The organism is Micromonospora sp. A202 (genome assembly GCF_006715105.1).
Classification (GTDB): Bacteria; Actinomycetota; Actinomycetes; order Mycobacteriales; family Micromonosporaceae; genus Micromonospora; species Micromonospora zamorensis.
The window spans coordinates 5,550,001-5,565,841 of record NZ_VFMP01000001.1 but is presented as its reverse complement, the minus strand read 5'-3'; the positions used below and the strand labels follow the sequence as shown (position 1 = coordinate 5,565,841).

Annotated in this window: 15 protein-coding genes; 9 read left to right on the top strand and 6 right to left on the bottom strand. The window is 70.8% G+C overall.

Translation table 11 applies throughout. The features are described 5' to 3' along the window. The first annotated feature begins 61 nt into the window (after positions 1-61). Entirely contained in the window at positions 62-1,714 is a 1,653-nt protein-coding gene (locus FBZ33_RS25665) for an alpha-amylase family protein (protein ID WP_141910968.1), read from the top strand. 43 nt (positions 1,715-1,757) lie between these two features. Further along, positions 1,758-2,516 carry a 3-oxoacyl-ACP reductase FabG gene (fabG, locus tag FBZ33_RS25660; protein ID WP_088949954.1) on the top strand — a complete coding sequence of 253 codons (759 nt, stop codon included), beginning with the start codon at positions 1,758-1,760 and terminating at the stop codon, positions 2,514-2,516. A gap of 54 nt (positions 2,517-2,570) precedes the next feature. On the opposite strand, the gene FBZ33_RS25655 is transcribed toward fabG, so the two are convergent. After that, a complete protein-coding gene (locus FBZ33_RS25655; RefSeq protein WP_141910967.1) occupies positions 2,571-2,987 on the bottom strand; it encodes a hypothetical protein in 417 nt (138 codons plus the stop codon). After that, positions 2,980-3,372: a hypothetical protein gene (locus FBZ33_RS25650; protein WP_141910966.1), complete on the bottom strand. Its 393-nt coding sequence runs from the start codon at positions 3,370-3,372 to the stop codon at positions 2,980-2,982. The genes FBZ33_RS25655 and FBZ33_RS25650 overlap by 8 nt, the downstream gene beginning before the upstream one ends. Positions 3,373-4,015: 643 nt before the next feature. Between FBZ33_RS25650 and FBZ33_RS25640 the strand changes: the two genes are divergently transcribed. Beyond that, positions 4,016-4,918, top strand: coding sequence for a Gfo/Idh/MocA family protein (locus FBZ33_RS25640; RefSeq protein WP_185755410.1), 903 nt, complete (start codon positions 4,016-4,018; stop codon positions 4,916-4,918). A 28-nt stretch (positions 4,919-4,946) separates the two neighbouring features. On the opposite strand, the gene FBZ33_RS25635 is transcribed toward FBZ33_RS25640, so the two are convergent. After that, a complete protein-coding gene (locus tag FBZ33_RS25635; protein ID WP_141910964.1) occupies positions 4,947-5,138 on the bottom strand; it encodes a DUF2795 domain-containing protein in 192 nt (63 codons plus the stop codon). A gap of 120 nt (positions 5,139-5,258) precedes the next feature. On the opposite strand from FBZ33_RS25635, the gene FBZ33_RS25630 reads away from it, so the two are divergent. Further along, entirely contained in the window at positions 5,259-6,515 is a 1,257-nt protein-coding gene (locus FBZ33_RS25630) for an erythromycin esterase family protein (protein WP_141910963.1), read from the top strand. 99 nt (positions 6,516-6,614) lie between these two features. On the opposite strand, the gene FBZ33_RS25625 is transcribed toward FBZ33_RS25630, so the two are convergent. From FBZ33_RS25625 to FBZ33_RS25615, 3 genes are all read right to left on the bottom strand, one after another. After that, positions 6,615-8,816: an MMPL family transporter gene (locus FBZ33_RS25625; protein WP_141910962.1), complete on the bottom strand. Its 2,202-nt coding sequence runs from the start codon at positions 8,814-8,816 to the stop codon at positions 6,615-6,617. Further along, positions 8,816-9,403, bottom strand: a complete 588-nt coding sequence (locus FBZ33_RS25620) for a TetR/AcrR family transcriptional regulator (protein WP_141910961.1) — start codon at positions 9,401-9,403, stop codon at positions 8,816-8,818. Before FBZ33_RS25620 ends, FBZ33_RS25625 begins: the two co-directional genes overlap by 1 nt. 100 nt (positions 9,404-9,503) lie before the next feature. Further along, positions 9,504-9,890 carry a helix-turn-helix domain-containing protein gene (locus FBZ33_RS25615; RefSeq protein ID WP_141912945.1) on the bottom strand — a complete coding sequence of 129 codons (387 nt, stop codon included), beginning with the start codon at positions 9,888-9,890 and terminating at the stop codon, positions 9,504-9,506. A gap of 123 nt (positions 9,891-10,013) precedes the next feature. Between FBZ33_RS25615 and FBZ33_RS25610 the strand changes: the two genes are divergently transcribed. The 5 genes from FBZ33_RS25610 to FBZ33_RS25590 all read left to right on the top strand — a co-directional run bounded on the left by FBZ33_RS25610 (position 10,014) and on the right by FBZ33_RS25590 (position 15,836). Continuing rightward, positions 10,014-11,498, top strand: a complete 1,485-nt coding sequence (locus tag FBZ33_RS25610; RefSeq protein ID WP_221629509.1) for an MFS transporter — start codon at positions 10,014-10,016, stop codon at positions 11,496-11,498. Positions 11,499-11,529: 31 nt separating this feature from the next. Next, on the top strand, positions 11,530-12,489 hold the full coding sequence (locus FBZ33_RS25605; RefSeq protein WP_141910959.1) for a DNA polymerase domain-containing protein: 960 nt from the start codon (positions 11,530-11,532) through the stop codon (positions 12,487-12,489). A 71-nt stretch (positions 12,490-12,560) separates the two neighbouring features. Next, positions 12,561-13,010, top strand: a complete 450-nt coding sequence (locus FBZ33_RS25600; RefSeq protein WP_141910958.1) for a helix-turn-helix transcriptional regulator — start codon at positions 12,561-12,563, stop codon at positions 13,008-13,010. A 5-nt stretch (positions 13,011-13,015) separates the two neighbouring features. Next, a complete protein-coding gene (locus FBZ33_RS25595) occupies positions 13,016-13,426 on the top strand; it encodes a VOC family protein (protein ID WP_141910957.1) in 411 nt (136 codons plus the stop codon). A gap of 28 nt (positions 13,427-13,454) precedes the next feature. Continuing rightward, positions 13,455-15,836, top strand: a complete 2,382-nt coding sequence (locus FBZ33_RS25590; RefSeq protein WP_099848242.1) for an excinuclease ABC subunit UvrA — start codon at positions 13,455-13,457, stop codon at positions 15,834-15,836. The last annotated feature ends 5 nt before the right edge of the window (positions 15,837-15,841 follow it).

The following is a 15,841-nucleotide window of genomic DNA, read 5'->3' as shown; positions in this document are numbered from 1 at the left end:
CACGCGGTGCGGTCCGCCGGGCTGGTTTGCCGCGGTGATCGAACGGAGATGTTCCTCCGGCATGGGTGACCGTTGGTATTCCGAAGCCGTCGTCTACTGCCTCGACATCGACACGTACGCCGACTCCGACGGCGACGGCGTCGGTGACATTCGTGGGCTGATCGGGAGGCTGGACTACCTGGCCCGTCTCGGGGTGACCTGCCTGTGGCTGCACCCGATCCACCCGTCGCCCAACCGTGACGACGGTTACGACGTCACCGACTTCTACAACGTCGACCCGCGCTTCGGCACGCTGGGCGACTTCGCCGAGCTGCTGCACCAGGCACAGAACCGCGGCATCCGCGTGATCATCGACCTGGTGGTCAACCACACCTCCGACGAGCACCCGTGGTTCCAGTCCGCCCGCTCCTCGCCGGACTCGCCGTACCGGGACTGGTTCGTCTGGTCCGACACCGAGCCGGACGACCGGCACCAGGGCATGGTCTTCCCCGGCGAGCAGAAGGAGACCTGGAGCTACGACCGCACCGCCAAGGCCTGGTTCTACCACCGGTTCTACAAGTTCCAGCCGGACCTCAACTTCGCCAACCCGGAGGTCCGGGCCGAGGTCAAGAAGATCATGTCGTTCTGGCTCCAGCTCGGCGTCTCCGGCTTCCGGATGGACGCGGTGCCGTTCATCATCGAGCTGACCGAGCCGGGCAACCCGAACTCGCCGAAGGACTTCGAGTTCCTCACCGAGATGCGCCAGCACGTGCAGTGGCGCCGCGGCGACGCCGTCCTGCTGGCCGAGGCGAACGTCGAGCCCGACGAGCTGCCGACGTTCTTCGGCGACGGCAGCGGCTCCGGCAACCGGATCCACATGCTCTTCGACTTCATGCTCAACGGTCGGCTCATGCTCGCCCTGGCCCGGCAGGACCCGGAGCCGCTGATCGACGCGTTGCACGACACCCCGAAGCTGCCGGTCGGCGGGCAGTGGGCCACCTTCCTGCGCAACCACGACGAGATCGACCTGTCCCGGCTGACCACCGAACAACGCAACCAGGTGTACGAGCAGTTCGGCCCGGACGAGAACATGCGCATCTACGACCGGGGCATCCGTCGCCGGCTCGCCCCGATGCTCGGCAACGACCGTCGTCGCCTCGAACTGGCGTACGCCCTCCAGTTCTCCATGCGCGGCACGCCGGTGCTGCGCTACGGCGAGGAGATCGGGATGGGCGAGGACCTGTCGCTGCCCGGCCGGGAGGCGATCCGTACCCCGATGCAGTGGTCGTTCCAGCCGAACGCCGGCTTCTCCACGGCGGACCCGGAGAAGCTGGTCCGCCCGGTGATCGACAAGGGTGAGTTCGGCTACCAGAACATCAACGTCACCGCCCAGCGGAGCGACGCCAAGTCGCTGCTCGCCTGGTTCGAGCGCATGATCCGTACGCTGCGGGAGGCCCCGGAGATCGGCTCCGGCTCGACCACCCACATCGACGTGGCGATGCCCGCCGGAGTGCTCGCGCACCGGGCGGACGGGCCGACCGGGACCATGGTCTTCGTGCACAACCTCGGCACCGACGACGTCGAGGTGGACCTGAGCAGTCTGGAGCCGGAGGCCGACCTCCCGGTCGACGTGCTCACCGACCGGGGTTACGGCGAGCTGGGCAAGCTCGGCGCGGTGAAGGTCTCCGGGTACGGATACCGGTGGATTCGCCTATGCCGAGGGTCGGCCTGTTGACGTTAAGCTCCTCCGATCGACCGCACGTTACTGGGAGGTAATCATGTCGGAGGAGCCCCGCGTCGCCATCGTCACCGGAGCCGCACGCGGTATCGGTGCGGCCACCGCCCGGCGGCTGGCCGCCGACGGGATGGCCGTCGCCGTGGTCGACATCGAGGAGTCGGCCACGAAGGAGACGGTGGACGCCATCGCCGCCGACGGTGGCCGGGCGCTCGGTGTGGGCGCCGACGTCTCCGACCGCGATCAGGTCGAGGCGGCGGTGGCCCGTGTCGCCGCCGAGCTGGGCGCGCCCACTGTCCTGGTCAACAACGCCGGCGTGCTGCGCGACAACCTGCTGTTCAAGATGACCAACGCCGACTGGGACACGGTGATGGGCGTGCACCTGCGCGGTGCGTTCCTGTTCAGCCAGGCCGCGCAGAAGCACATGGTGGACCGCAAGTGGGGGCGGATCGTCAACCTCTCCAGCACCTCCGCGCTGGGCAACCGGGGTCAGGCGAACTACGCCGCCGCCAAGGCCGGCCTCCAGGGCTTCACCAAGACGCTCGCCATCGAGCTGGGGCCGTTCGGGGTGACCGTCAACGCGGTCGCACCCGGCTTCATCGTCACCGACATGACCGCTGCCACCGCCGCCCGCATGAAGGTCGACTTCGACGACTTCCAGAAGCACGCCGCGGCCGAGATCCCGGTCCGTCGGCCGGGGCGGCCGGAGGACGTCGCGCACACCATCTCGTTCCTGGCGAGCGAGGGTGCCGGTTTCGTCTCCGGCCAGGTCATCTACGTCGCCGGCGGCCCACGGGACTGACAGGTTCTCCCGACGAGGGCGTTCCTTCGCGCAGGGGACGCCCTCGTCGCCGGGTCAGGCGGGGTCGCGGCGGGTGCGCCAGAGCCAGATCAGGCCGAGCACCGGCAGCACCAGCGGGATGTAGCCGTACCCGCTGCCGAACTGCGACCAGACCGTCTCGTCCGGGAAGAGATCCTTGTCGACCAGGCTGAGGATGCCGACCGCGACCACCCCGACCAGTTCCACGGAGCAGCACGCCAGCGCGACCCGTCGCCCGGTGTGCCCGGCACGGGCGAGCCCGACCGCGGCCACGATGTAGATGAGCGCGGCCAGCGCGGACAGCAGGTACGCCACCGGCGCCTCGTCGAACCTGGTGGCGATCTGGAGGCCGGCCCGACTGGTCGCCGCGATGGCGAAGAGCAGGTAGACCGCGATCAGCAGCCGACCAGGCCCGGTGTTCGTGCGACGCCGGACCGGTTGTGTCTCAACCACCGAGCACCTCCCAGGTCTGCTGCAACCGGACCACCACCACCGGGGTCACCAGGCAGACCGCGCACACGATCGCCGAACCCCATCGGGTCGGTTCCATCCGGGCCAGCACCCACGCCAGCGGTGGCAGGCAGACCAGCGTGACCAGGTAACCGAAGAAGGCGCCGGGCTCGCCGGGCCGATCCCCGCCGCCGACCGCGACGAGCGCCAGCACGCCCAAGACGAGCAACGCCACTTCGAGTACGGCCAGACCGACGAACTGCGCCCGGTCCGGCGGCCGTTGGCGAACCGCCCCCACCAGCGCCCACGCCGCGACGAGCAGCGACAGCACGATCGACACGGTCGCGACGATCCCGTCCACCGGTGAGTCGGCGCTCACGCTGGTCACCGGACCCGCCCGGTCGTTGCCTCGGTCACCGGCACAGCCTACTAACCGTCGTAGTAACGGGATGACCCTGCCTCGCCCTCGCCCTCACCCTCGCCGCCGCCGCCGACCGCGGGCGGACGGCAGGGTGTCCGCCCGCTCGCTGTAGAGCTGCCCGTGAGTGGGGCGCGGCGGGTCGGCCATGGTTGTCGGCTCGTCACCCCCCGCGCGTGGGGCGCGACGCGATTCCATGATCGACTCGCTTTTCTGGAAAGCGGGGTGTCGCGAGCCTCCGGATGCCCCGGAATCAAGGAAAGCGAGTCGATTACGCGTCCGGCGGCCCGTCCCGACGTCCCGCCCAGGCCCAGGCCCAAGCCCAAGCCCAAGCCCAAGCCCAAGCCCAAGCCCAAGCCCAGGCCCAGGCCCCGCCCCACAGGTGGGGCAGCTCGACAGGCGTCGACCGGGTCCCGATGCCGACCGGGTCCCGATGCCGACCGGATCCCCGCGCCGACCGGATCCCGGCCACGCCCGGACCACGGCCACGCCCGGTGGCACAGCATGTGAGCTGCTCCGGTTGGTCGACCCGCCGCCGATGCCCCTGGTGGGGCGACTAGCGTGGATCGCGTCCGTGGCGTTGCCGCGGGGTGGGGAAACAGCGGAGGTACACGTGCTGCGGTTCGGTTTGTTCGGCACCGGTCACTGGGCGATCGAGACGCACGGGAAGGCGTTGCACGCACACCCGGACGCGGAGTTGGTCGGAGTGTGGGGGCGTAACCCGGAGCGGGCATCCGCGCTTGCCGAGCGGTACGGGGTGCCGGCCTACGCCGACGTCGACGCCCTGATCGAGCAGTGCGAGGCGGTCGCCGTCGCGCTGCCGCCGGACGTCCAGGCCGACATCGCGGTCCGGGCCGCCTCCGCCGGACGGCACCTGCTTCTGGACAAGCCGCTGGCGCTCAGCGTGGCCGACGCCGACCGGGTGGTCGCCGCCGCCGAGGAGTCCGGGGTCGCCTCGGTCGTCTTCTTCACCCAGCGGTTCCAGCCGAACGTGACGGCGTTCCTCGCCGCCACCGCTGCCGCCGGGGGGTGGCAGCACGGCCGGACCACCGCCTTCGCCTCGATCTTCCAGGACGGCAGCCCGTACGGCGGCTCGTTGTGGCGCCGGGAGCACGGCGCGCTCTGGGACATCGCCCCGCACGCGCTCTCCATCCTCCTGCCCGTGCTGGGGCGGGTGACCCAGGTGGCGGCGATGGACGGGCCGAGCGGCATGGTGCACCTGCTGCTCACCCACGAGGGCGGTGCCACCAGCAGCGCCTCGCTCTCCCTGGATGCCCCGACCGAGTCGATGGCCCGGGAGTTCGTGTTCTACGGCGAGAACGGCATCGAGAACGTCCCGTTCGGCGAGAACGACGCCGCCACCGCGTTCGGCGTCGCGATCGACCAACTGGTCGAGCAGGTGCGGGCCGGCACCCGCGACCACCGCTGCGACGTCCGCTTCGGCCGTGAGGTCGTCGGCATCCTCGCCGCCGCCGAAACCGCCCGCGCCGAATCCCGCACCGTCGCCCTCGCGTAACCCGAGGGTCGCGGCGCTGGAGGACAACTCAGGAGAGGGTGGTCAGCGCGGCGCTCAGCTCGTCCGGTGAGTCGAACTGATCCGCCGGTAACGCCTGCAACATCTGCAACATCGCCGTGCTGGCCCCGTTCTCCTGGCCCCAGCGGACCAGATCCTCCCGGGAGACCGGGTAGTCGAGCCCGGCCAGATACTCCTGGAACTGAACGCCGGTGACGGTCATGTCGGCCGGCTACCCGCTCGCGGTGGCCGTACACCGGCTTGCTCGGCATGCCCGGCGGCCGGCGTGTCGGCCCGCGGCGCGCCCACGGTTTGCCGCCGCGGCGGCCGGGTAGCCGCTGGCATGCTGGTTCAGCGGCTCGGCGCGCCGAGCGACTTCGACCCGTTGCTGGAGCGCGTTCGCGACGCCCGGGTGGTGATGATCGGAGAGTCCACCCACGGCAGTTACGACTACTACCGGTTGCGTGAGCAGCTCACCCGCCGGTTGATCGCGGAGTGCGGGTTCTCCTTCGTGGCCGTGGAGGGTGACTGGCCGGACTGTGATCGGGTGCACCGGTCGGTGACGGCCGCGCCGGGTGGCGCACTCGAACCGCAGTTCGCCCTGGAGCAGTTCGAGCGGTGGCCGACCTGGATGTGGGCCAACGCCGAGGTGGCCCGGTTCGCCAGTTGGCTGCGGGCCTGGAATGTGGAGCGGCCGGAGGATCAACGGGCCGGGTTCCACGGGCTCGACGTGTACAGCCTCTGGGAGTCGATGCAGGCGATCTTCGACTACCTGGGGGAGGAGGACCCGACGTCGCTGGAGGCGGCGCAGGACGCCTACCGCTGCTTCGAGCCGTACGGTAAGAGGGTCGAGGAGTACGGCGCGGCCAGCAGGTTCGTCTCCGCCCGTTGCGAGGAGGAGGTGGTCCGGCTGCTCGCCCGCACCCGCGAACACGCCCTCTCCGACGGTCCGGATCGCTTCTCGGCCTGGCAGAACGCGGAGGTGGTGGCCGGCGCGGAGCGGTACTACCGCGCGATGGTGGCCGGCGGGCCGGACTCGTGGAACATCCGCGACATCCACATGCAGGACACTCTGGACCGGCTGCTGGACCGGTACGGGCCGGACGCCCGGGGGATCGTCTGGGCCCACAACACGCACGTCGGGGATGCCCGGGCCACCGACATGGCCGCCGACGGGATGGTCAACATCGGTCAGTTGGCCCGGGAACGGCACGGCGATGACGCGGTGGCCCTGATCGGCTTCGGTAGCTACCGGGGCACGGTGATCGCCGCTCCCCGTTGGGGCTCGCCCGCCGAGGCGATGGTGGTGCCTCCGGCGCGGGAAGGGTCGGTCGAGCGGCGGTTGCACGAGCTGATGCCGGAGCGGGCGGTCCTGATCTTCGGCGGTGACGACCAGCCGGGCTGGGTCACCGAGACTGTGGACCACCGGGCGATCGGGGTCGTCTACGACCCGTCGTTCGAGTCCTGGGGCAACTACGTGCCGACGCGACTCGGCGACCGGTACGACGCCTTCATCTGGTGTGACGAGACGACAGCCCTGCACCCGCTGCCGGTGCCGGCCGCCCCTGGCGAAATGGAAACGTACCCGGCCGGGGTCTGACTCGGCCCGGCCGCGCCGATCATGGAATTGTGGCGCCGGACCAACGCCCCGGACCGGGGCGCGGCGGACACCACAACTCCATGATCGACCGGGTGGGGGTCAGACCCTCGTGGGGGTCCGGTCCTTCAGGTGCTCGCGTAGGCCCTCGCCCTCGATGTCCACGTTGGGCAGGGCGCGGTTGAGCCAGCGGGGGAGCCACCAGGCACGGTCGCCGAGCAGGGACATCACGGCCGGCACGATGGTCATCCGGACCACGAACGCGTCGATGGCCACGCCGATGGCGAGCGCGAAGCCCATCGACTTGATGATCGGGTCTTCGAGGAACACGAAGCCGCCGAAGACGGACATCATGATCAGCGCGGCGGCGGTGACCACCCGGGCACCGTGGCCCATGCCGCTGATCGTGGCCTCACGCGCGGTGTCGCCGTGCACGAAGTCCTCCCGCATCCGGGAGACCAGGAACACCTCGTAGTCCATGGCCAGCCCGAACAGGATGCCGATCAGCAGGATGGGCAGGAAGCTGACCAGCGGGGCCGGGGTGTCCAGGCCGACCAGGTTGGCGAGGTGGCCCTGCTGGAAGATCGCCACCGTGATGCCGAACGTGGCGGCCACGGTGAGCAGGAAGCCCAGCGCCGCCTTGAGAGGCACCAGCAGTGAGCGGAACACCAGCATCAGCAGCAGCACCGAGAGCCCGACGACCAGCAGCAGGTAGATCGGCAGCGCGTCGGAGAGCTTCTCCGAGACGTCGATCCCGACCGCGGTGGCGCCGGTGAGCAGCACCTCGACGCCCTGGACCCCGCCGACCGCGTCGCGGACTTCGTGCACCAGGGTCTCGGTGGCCTCGTCGGTCGGGCCGGTCTTCGGCACCACGCCGAGTAGCGCGGTCCGACCGTCCGGGCTCAGCTGCGGCGGTGCCACCGCGAGGACGTTCTCGGTGCGCTGGATCATCGCGGTCACCTGCGGCACTGCGGCCGCGGTCGCCTTCGCGTCGTCGCCCGCCACGACCACCGCGAGTCGGCCGGTGAAGCCCGGACCGAAGCCCTCGGTGGTCAGGTCGCTCGCCACCCGGGCCGGTGAGCCCACCGTCGCCGTGCTGGCGTCGGGCAGGGCCAGCCGCATGTCCGGCGCGGGCAGCGCGAGCAGGCCCAGGCCGAGCAGCGAGACCAGGATGACCGGCACCCGGAAGCGGATGACGAACCGCGCCCAGCGGAAGCCGAACCCGGAGCGGTCCTCGGCCGGCACCGTCTCTTCGCCCACCGGCTCACCAGGCGCGGCGGCGTCGACAGTGGAACGCAGGCGGCGCGGCAGCACCCGGTTGCCGGCGAAGCCGAGCAGTGCGGGCTGGAGGGTGATCGCCACGAGCACGGCGATGGTGACAGTGCCGGCGGCGGCGAGACCCATCACGGTAAGGAACGGAATGTTCACCACGGCCAGGCCTGCGAGGGCGATGACCACCGTGGCACCCGCGAAGACCACGGCGGAACCGGCGGTGCCCACCGCGCGGCCGACCGCCTCCTCCGGTGACAGGCCTTCGAGCAGGTTCTGTCGGTGCCGGGAGGTGATGAACAACGAGTAGTCGATGCCGACGGCGAGGCCGAGCATCAGCGCCAGGATCGGCGCGGTGCTGGTCAACTCGATGACGCCGCTCAGCGCGAACAGACCGGCCATGCCGACGCCGACGCCGATCAGCGCGTTGAGCATGGTCATTCCAGCGGCGACCAGTGAACCGAACGTGATGATCAGGACGATCGCGGCGACCAGTACGCCGAGCGCCTCGGTGGAGCCGATCTCCGGCTCACCACCCAGCACCTCGCCGCCCGGGGCGACCTGCCAACCCTTCGCCTCGACAGCAGCGCCGACCTCCTCGTACGCGGTGCGCTGCTCGTCGGTCACCTCGTCGCCACTCGTGGCGAACTGGACCTGGACCAGCGCGTACCGGCCGTTGGGCGAGACCGCGCCGACCTGGAACGGGTTGACCGCGCCGACCACGCCGGGCAGTGTCGAGGCCTCCTGGACCAGCTCCTGCACCACGGCCTGACCCTCGGGGGTGGCCAGTTGACCGTCGGCCGGCGCCTTGACCGCGATGTTGCCGGTGGCGCCGCTGGCCGCGGGGAACTGCTCGCTGAGCAGGTCGAGCGCGCGCTGGCTCTCGGTGCCGGGCATGGTGAAGTTGCTCGCCGTCGGGCCGCGCAGGGTCGCTGCGGCCAGGCCGGCGACGACGAGTACGACGAGCCAGAGCGCGACGACTAGCCGTCGCCGGCGCAACGCGCCCCGGCCGAGCCGGTAGAGCAGGGTGGCCATCAGGAGTCCTTGTCCTCGGTCGTGGGTTGTTGGGGCAGGGCTGCGTCGACGGGTTCGACGGCCCGCCGGACGAGGGTGAGCAGGGCGGAGCGCAGGTCGTCGTCAGGAATGTCGACGAACTCGGCGCACGCCTCGGGGATGCCGGCCAGCAGCACCAGTGCAGTGACCCGGGCTACCGGCCGGTCCGAGTGGCCGGCCAACGCGTCCCGAAGGCGTTCCGAGATCTGCTGGATGTGTGCGAAGGCCGGCTGGCAGAGCAGTTCTGCGAACTCGCCGCGGAGCAGCGCGATCTCACCTCGGAACCGGACCGCGAGGTCGACGAAGCCGCCGGCGGCGGCCTGCTGGGCGACCGCTCCGGTCAGCCCGGTGAGCTGGTCGTCGAGGTCTCGCAGCACCGCGATCGCCGGGGCCATCAGCTCGGCGAGCAGGGCTTCCTTGCTGGCGAAGTGGTAGAGCACGGTCGCCTTGGAACAGCCGACCTCGCGGGCGATGTCCTGGAGCGAGGTGCCCCGGTAACCGGTCACCGCGAACTGCCGCGCCGCCGCGGCGAGGATCTCGCCGTGCGTCTCGGACACTGCTCTGGCCATCACTGGTCCACCTCCGCAGACCAGCATGCCTGACCGATCGGTCAGACCCTGACCGATCGGTCAGATTGGTGTGGTGGCGTTCCCCACACCGGTGCGCGGTTTAATCGGCGTGCTCGGCGTCGTACCTGGTCCGCGCCTCGGCGATGGCCCGGCGGTGCCGCTCGGCCCAGCTCGTGAGTGCCACCAGCGACTCGTAGAGCTCCAACGCCATCGGGGTCGCCGTGTACTCGACCTTGGGCGGGACGGTCGGATAGACCGTCCGGTGCAGCAGGCCGTCCCGTTCCAGGTTGCGCAGCGTCAGCGTGAGCATCCGACGACTGATCCCCTCGACGTTCCGCTCCAGCTCGGTGAAGCGCACCGGGCCGTGTGAGGCGGACACCAGGATGCTGATGCTCCACTTGCCGCCGACCCGGTCGAGGACCTCGCGGACGGTGCAGGCCCGGGCCTGACCCGGGGTGAACGGCACGTTCTCGGCCGCGCAGGTCAACTCGGCCTTCACCTGCGCGGACACATCGCTGTTCCTCTGGGACACAACAGTGCCTCCTTCCGCTCCGGCTCATGGTCACAGACGATGACCTCGGTAACAAACCGTGCACCAAGGAGGGGTTCCATGGACTGTGTCGTCGCGTCCCGCTGGCCAGCGCTGCTGGTGCTCTGCGCCGGCAGCCTGATGATCATCCTGGACGGCAGCGTGGTCGCCGTGGCACTGCCCGCGGTACAACGCGACCTGGGCTTCACCGCCGCCGGCCTGGCGTGGGTGGTCAACGCCTACCTGGTCGCGTTCGGCGGGCTGCTGCTGCTCGCCGGCCGCCTCGGCGACCTGCTCGGCCGACGGCGGGTCTTCCTGGCCGGCATCACTCTGTTCACAATGGCCTCGCTGGCCTGCGCGGTCGCCACCGGGCCGGCGCTGCTGGTCGCCGCGCGCTTCGGGCAGGGCGTCGGCGGCGCGCTCGCCATGGCGGTCAGTCTCGGCATGATCGTCCGGCTCTACCCCGAGGCGGCCGAGCGGGCCCGTGCGATCGCCGTGTTCAGCTTCACCGGAGCGGCCGGCGCGTCGATCGGCACGGTCGCCGGTGGGGTGCTCACCGAGGCTGCCGGCTGGCGGTCGATCTTCCTGGTCAACCTGCCGATCGGGGCGGTCATCCTCCTCGCCGCCGTCCGCCGACTCCCCGCCGAACGGGGCATCGGCCTGCGGTCCGGCCTGGACGTGCCCGGCGCGCTGCTCGCCACCGCCGGCCTCATGGTCGCTGTGCTGGGCATCGTGGGCACTGCCGAGCACCGCTGGACCAGCCCACGCACCCTCGGTACGGCGGTGCTCGCGGTGCTGCTGCTCGGCGGGTTCGCCGTACGTCAGCGAGTGGCGGCCGTCCCGCTGCTGCCAGCCCGGGTGCTGCGCGTACCGGGCCTGGTCGCGGCGAACACCGTGCAGCTCCTCATGGTCGCCGCGTACTTCGGCTTCCAGTTCCTGCTCGCCGTGGAGCTGCAACTGGTGCTCGGGCTGGACGCGTCGGCCACCGGCTGGGCTTTCCTGCCCACCCCGGTGGTGATCGCGGTGGTGTCGCTCGGCTTCGCCGGTCGGCTGATCGCCCGCTGGGGTGCCCGGAGCGTGCTCCTAGCCGGGCTCGGCTTGGCGACCGTCGGGTTCCTGCTGCTCGCCCGGCTGCCCGCCGACGGTGGCTACGCCGTGGACGTACTCCCCGCCATGCTCGTCTTCGGGGTGGCCGGCGGCCTGACGCTGCCGGCGGTCACCACCCTCGCGATGGCCGGCGCGACCGACACGGACGCCGGGCTCGCCTCCGGCCTCGCCAACACCACCCAGCAGGTCGGCGGCGCGGTCGGCCTGGCCGTGCTGGCCACCCTGGCCGCCGCTCGCAGCGACGCTCTGCGGGCTTCCGGCTGGGCCGAGACGGCAGCGCTCGCCGGCGGCTACCGGACCGCGTTCGCCGTGGCCGCCGGCCTGGTGGTCGCCGCGCTGCTGGTCGCGGTGACGACGGTGCCCCGACACCCGGCCGGCGCCGCGTCCGACGCCGGTCCTGCGGACCCGGTCGGCGCAGGGGCCGGAAACGATCCGCACCGAAGCGCCGCGTCCGGTTGACCGACGGCACTCAGGCCGGGAGGGTGGTCGGGTGAGCGAGGCTGACGAGACCCGGGACGGCGTGGCCCTGACCAACCTGGACCAGCCGTTGTCCGACCGCGACGACGCGACAAAGCGCGACCTGGTCGACTACCTCGACGCGGTCCACGACCCCATCCTCGCGCAACTGCGGGGCCGCCCGCTGTCGGTGATCAGGGTCCGCCCCGGCCAGCCACCGTTCATGCAGAAGAACCTTCCCCGCTACACGCCGGACTGGGTCCGCCGGGTGCCGGTCTGGGCGGAGGCGTCGCACCGGGAAATCTCGTACGCCCTCTGCGACGACCGCCGTACCCTGCTCTGGTTCGCCAACCAGCGGGCGGTGGAGTACCACCCGACGCTGGCCACCGCGGCGGACCCGCACCGCCCGACCCACCTGGTGCTCGACCTGGACCCGCCGGAGGGCGACGGGTTCCGCGCGGCGGTCGCCGCCGCCCTGCTGGTCCGCCAGGCGCTCGCCGACTCCGGCCTTGCCGGCGCCGTCAAGACCAGCGGGGCCAAGGGCGTGCACGTGTTCGTCCCGGTGGCCGACGAACCCACGGCGGAGGAGTTGGCCGCCGCCACCCGGGCGCTCGCCGTCCGCGCCGAGCGGCTCGACCCGGCGTTGGCCACCACGGCGTACATCAAGGAGGACCGGGGTGGCCGGGTCTTCGTGGACGCCACCCGCGCGGGCGGGGCGACCGTGGTCGCCGCGTACAGCCCTCGACTGCGCCCCGGGATGCCGGTCTCCTTCCCTGTCGACTGGGCCGACCTGACCGAGGTGACCCCCGCCGACTTCACCATCCGGACGGTGCCGTCGCTGGTCGCCGACGGCGATCCCTGGGCCGCGCTGATGCCGGCCCCGCAGCCGCTCCCCGCCGACCTGGTCGCCGAGGGGCGGACCATCCCGGTGGCCCGGGTGCAGGCCATGCACGAGGGGAAGCGCCGGGCCCGTGCCCGCCGCGAGGCCGGCTGACCAGGCTCGCCGGCCCTCGCTCGCGCCCGGCGACCGGCTGAATGTCGGTGGGTTGTGGCACGATTTTCCAGGTGAGCAGCAAACTCGACGCGACCCAGCGACTGGGCGACCTGGCGCGGCTGCGCCGGGTCCGCGACCGGATCGACCGGGAGTACGCGCAACCGCTGGACGTCGAGGCGCTCGCGCGTGGCGCGCACATGTCGGCGGGGCACCTCAGCCGCGAGTTCCGGCTCGCCTATGGCGAGTCCCCATACAGCTACCTCATGACACGACGGATCGAGCGGGCCATGGCGCTGCTGCGTCGTGGCGACCTGAGCGTCACCGATGTCTGTTTCGGGGTGGGCTGTTCGTCGCTGGGCACCTTCAGCACCCGTTTCACCGAGTTGGTCGGCGTGCCGCCCAGCGTCTACCGCCGTCAGGCGGCGCAGGCGACGGCGGGGATGCCGTCGTGCGTGGCGAAGCAGGTGACCAGACCGATCAGGAATCGAGAAGCGCGGGTCACGGAGCCGCAACTAGCGTGACGGCCATGGACATCACCATTCACTCCAGCTTCCTCCCGCACACCGATCCGGACGCCTCCCTGGCCTTCTACCGCGACATCCTCGGCTTCGAGGTCCGCCTCGACGTCGGTTACGAGGGGATGCGCTGGATCACGGTCGGGCCGGTCGGCCAGCCCAGCACAGCCATCGTCCTGCACCCTGCGACCGCCAACCCGGGCATCACCGACGCCGAGCGGCAGACCATCCTTGAGCTGATGGCCAAGGGCAGCTACTTCGGTGTCAACCTCGCCACCACCGATCTGGACGCCACGTTCGCGAAGCTGGAGGCCAGCGACGCCGAGGTCGTCCAGGAGCCGACCGAGCAGCCGTACGGCGTACGCGACTGCGCCTTCCGGGACCCCGCCGGCAATATGATCCGGATCCAGGAAGTGCGCTGAGTCGTCCCGCCCGACAGATGGAGACACGATGAGCACGGCCACCCAGCCGTCCGCGCCGCACGTTGCCGACAGCCACGACCTGATCCGGGTGCAGGGCGCGCGCGTCAACAACCTCAGGGACGTCAGCGTCGAGATCCCGAAGCGGCGGCTGACGGTGTTCACGGGCGTCTCCGGCTCCGGCAAGAGCTCGCTGGTGTTCGGCACCATCGCCGCCGAGTCGCAGCGGATGATCAACGAGACGTACAGCGCGTTCGTGCAGGGTTTCATGCCGACGTTGGCGCGGCCCGAGGTCGACCTGCTGGACGGCCTGACCACGGCGATCATCGTGGACCAGGAGCGGATGGGCGCCAACTCCCGGTCCACCGTCGGCACCGCCACCGACGCCAACGCGATGCTGCGCATCCTGTTCAGTCGGCTCGGGCAACCGCAGATCGGCTCGCCCAACGCATACTCCTTCAATGTCCCCTCGGTGAAGGCGACCGGTGCGATCACCGTCGACCGTGGCGCCGGCAGGACGAAGACCGAGAAGGCGACCTTCACCCGTCTCGGCGGCATGTGTCCGCGGTGCGAGGGCATGGGCGCGGTCACCGACATCGACCTGTCGGCGCTGTACGACGACAGCCTCTCGCTCAACGAGGGCGCGATCACGATCCCGGGTTACAGCATGGAGGGCTGGTACGGCCGGATCTTCCGTGGCTGCGGCTACTTCGACCCGGACAAGCCGATCGGCAAATTCACCAAGCGGGAGCAGCACGACCTGCTCCACCGGGAGCCGACCAAGATCAAGATCGACGGCATCAACCTGACGTACGCGGGTCTGATCCCGTCGATCCAGAAGTCCTTCCTCTCCAAGGACATCGACGCGTTGCAGCCGCACATCCGCGCCTTCGTGGAGCGGGCGGTGACCTTCACGACCTGCCCCGACTGTGCCGGCACCCGGCTCAGCAAGGAGGCCCTGTCGTCGAAGATCAAGGGAAAGAACATCGCCGACGCCTGCGCGATGCAGATCAGTGACCTGGCCGCCTGGGTGCGCGGGATCAAGGAGCCGTCGGTGACGCCGTTGCTGGCGGGGCTGCAACACCTCCTCGACTCGTTCGAGGAGATCGGCCTGGGTTACCTGTCCCTCGACCGGCCGTCGGGCACCCTCTCCGGTGGCGAGGCGCAGCGCACCAAGATGATCCGCCACCTGGGCTCCTCGCTCACCGACGTCACCTACGTCTTCGACGAGCCGACGATCGGGCTGCACCCGCACGACATCCAGCGGATGAACGAGCTGCTGCTCCAACTGCGCGACAAGGGCAACACCGTGCTGGTCGTGGAGCACAAGCCGGAGGCCATCGCCATCGCCGACCACGTCGTCGATCTCGGTCCCGGCGCAGGCACGGACGGGGGGACCGTCTGCTACGAGGGCACCCTGGAGGGTCTGCGCGCCAGCGGCACCATCACCGGTCGCCACCTGGACGACCGGGCGACGCTCAAGGAGACGGTCCGCACGCCCACCGGCAAGCTGGAGATCCGTGGCGCGTCGGCCAACAACCTGCGTGACGTCGACGTCGACGTGCCGCTCGGTGTGCTCGTCGTCGTGACCGGCGTCGCCGGCTCCGGCAAGAGCTCCCTGGTGCACGCGTCGATTCCCGCCGGAGCGGGCGTGGTGTCGATCGACCAGGGCGCGATCCGGGGCTCACGGCGGAGCAACCCGGCCACGTACACCGGGCTGTTGGACCCGATCCGTAAGGCGTTCGCGAAGGCCAACGGTGTGAAGCCGGCGCTGTTCAGCGCCAATTCCGAGGGTGCCTGCCCGAGTTGCAACGGTGCCGGTGTCATCTACACCGACCTGGGGATGATGGCCGGCGTCGCCGCTCCCTGCGAGGACTGCGAGGGCAAGCGGTTCCAGGCGTCGGTGCTGGAATACCGTTTCGGCGGTCGTGACATCAGCGAGGTGCTGGCGATGTCGGTGACCGAGGCCGAGAAATTCTTCGGTGCCGGCGAGGCGCGTACGCCCGCCGCGCACGCCATCCTCGACCGGCTCGCCGAGGTCGGGCTCGGCTACCTCAGCCTGGGGCAGCCGCTCACGACCCTGTCCGGCGGCGAGCGGCAGCGGCTCAAGCTGGCCACCCACATGGCCGAGAAGGGCGGCGTCTACGTCCTGGACGAGCCGACCACCGGCCTGCACCTGGCCGACGTCGAGCAGTTGCTCGGCCTGCTCGACCGCCTCGTCGACTCCGGCAAGTCGGTGATCGTCATCGAGCACCATCAGGCGGTCATGGCGCACGCCGACTGGATCATCGACCTCGGTCCCGGCGCCGGTCACGACGGAGGCCGGATCGTCTTCGAGGGCACCCCGGCCGACCTCGTCGCTGGTCGCTCCACCCTCACCGGCGAGCACCTGGCGGCGTACGTCAGCAGGTGAGCCGG

Excerpts from the sequence above, each read along its gene's own strand:
- FBZ33_RS25625 (WP_141910962.1), bottom strand. The coding sequence starts at position 8,816 with ATGGCCACCCTGCTCTACCGGCTCGGCCGGGGCGCGTTGCGCCGGCGA.
- FBZ33_RS25620 (WP_141910961.1), bottom strand. The coding sequence starts at position 9,403 with ATGGCCAGAGCAGTGTCCGAGACGCACGGCGAGATCCTCGCCGCGGCG.
- FBZ33_RS25630 (WP_141910963.1), top strand. The coding sequence starts at position 5,259 with ATGCTGGTTCAGCGGCTCGGCGCGCCGAGCGACTTCGACCCGTTGCTG.
- FBZ33_RS25665 (WP_141910968.1), top strand. The coding sequence starts at position 62 with ATGGGTGACCGTTGGTATTCCGAAGCCGTCGTCTACTGCCTCGACATC.
- FBZ33_RS25635 (WP_141910964.1), bottom strand. The coding sequence starts at position 5,138 with ATGACCGTCACCGGCGTTCAGTTCCAGGAGTATCTGGCCGGGCTCGAC.
- FBZ33_RS25595 (WP_141910957.1), top strand. The coding sequence starts at position 13,016 with ATGGACATCACCATTCACTCCAGCTTCCTCCCGCACACCGATCCGGAC.
- fabG (WP_088949954.1), top strand. The coding sequence starts at position 1,758 with ATGTCGGAGGAGCCCCGCGTCGCCATCGTCACCGGAGCCGCACGCGGT.
- FBZ33_RS25590 (WP_099848242.1), top strand. The coding sequence starts at position 13,455 with ATGAGCACGGCCACCCAGCCGTCCGCGCCGCACGTTGCCGACAGCCAC.
- FBZ33_RS25610 (WP_221629509.1), top strand. The coding sequence starts at position 10,014 with ATGGACTGTGTCGTCGCGTCCCGCTGGCCAGCGCTGCTGGTGCTCTGC.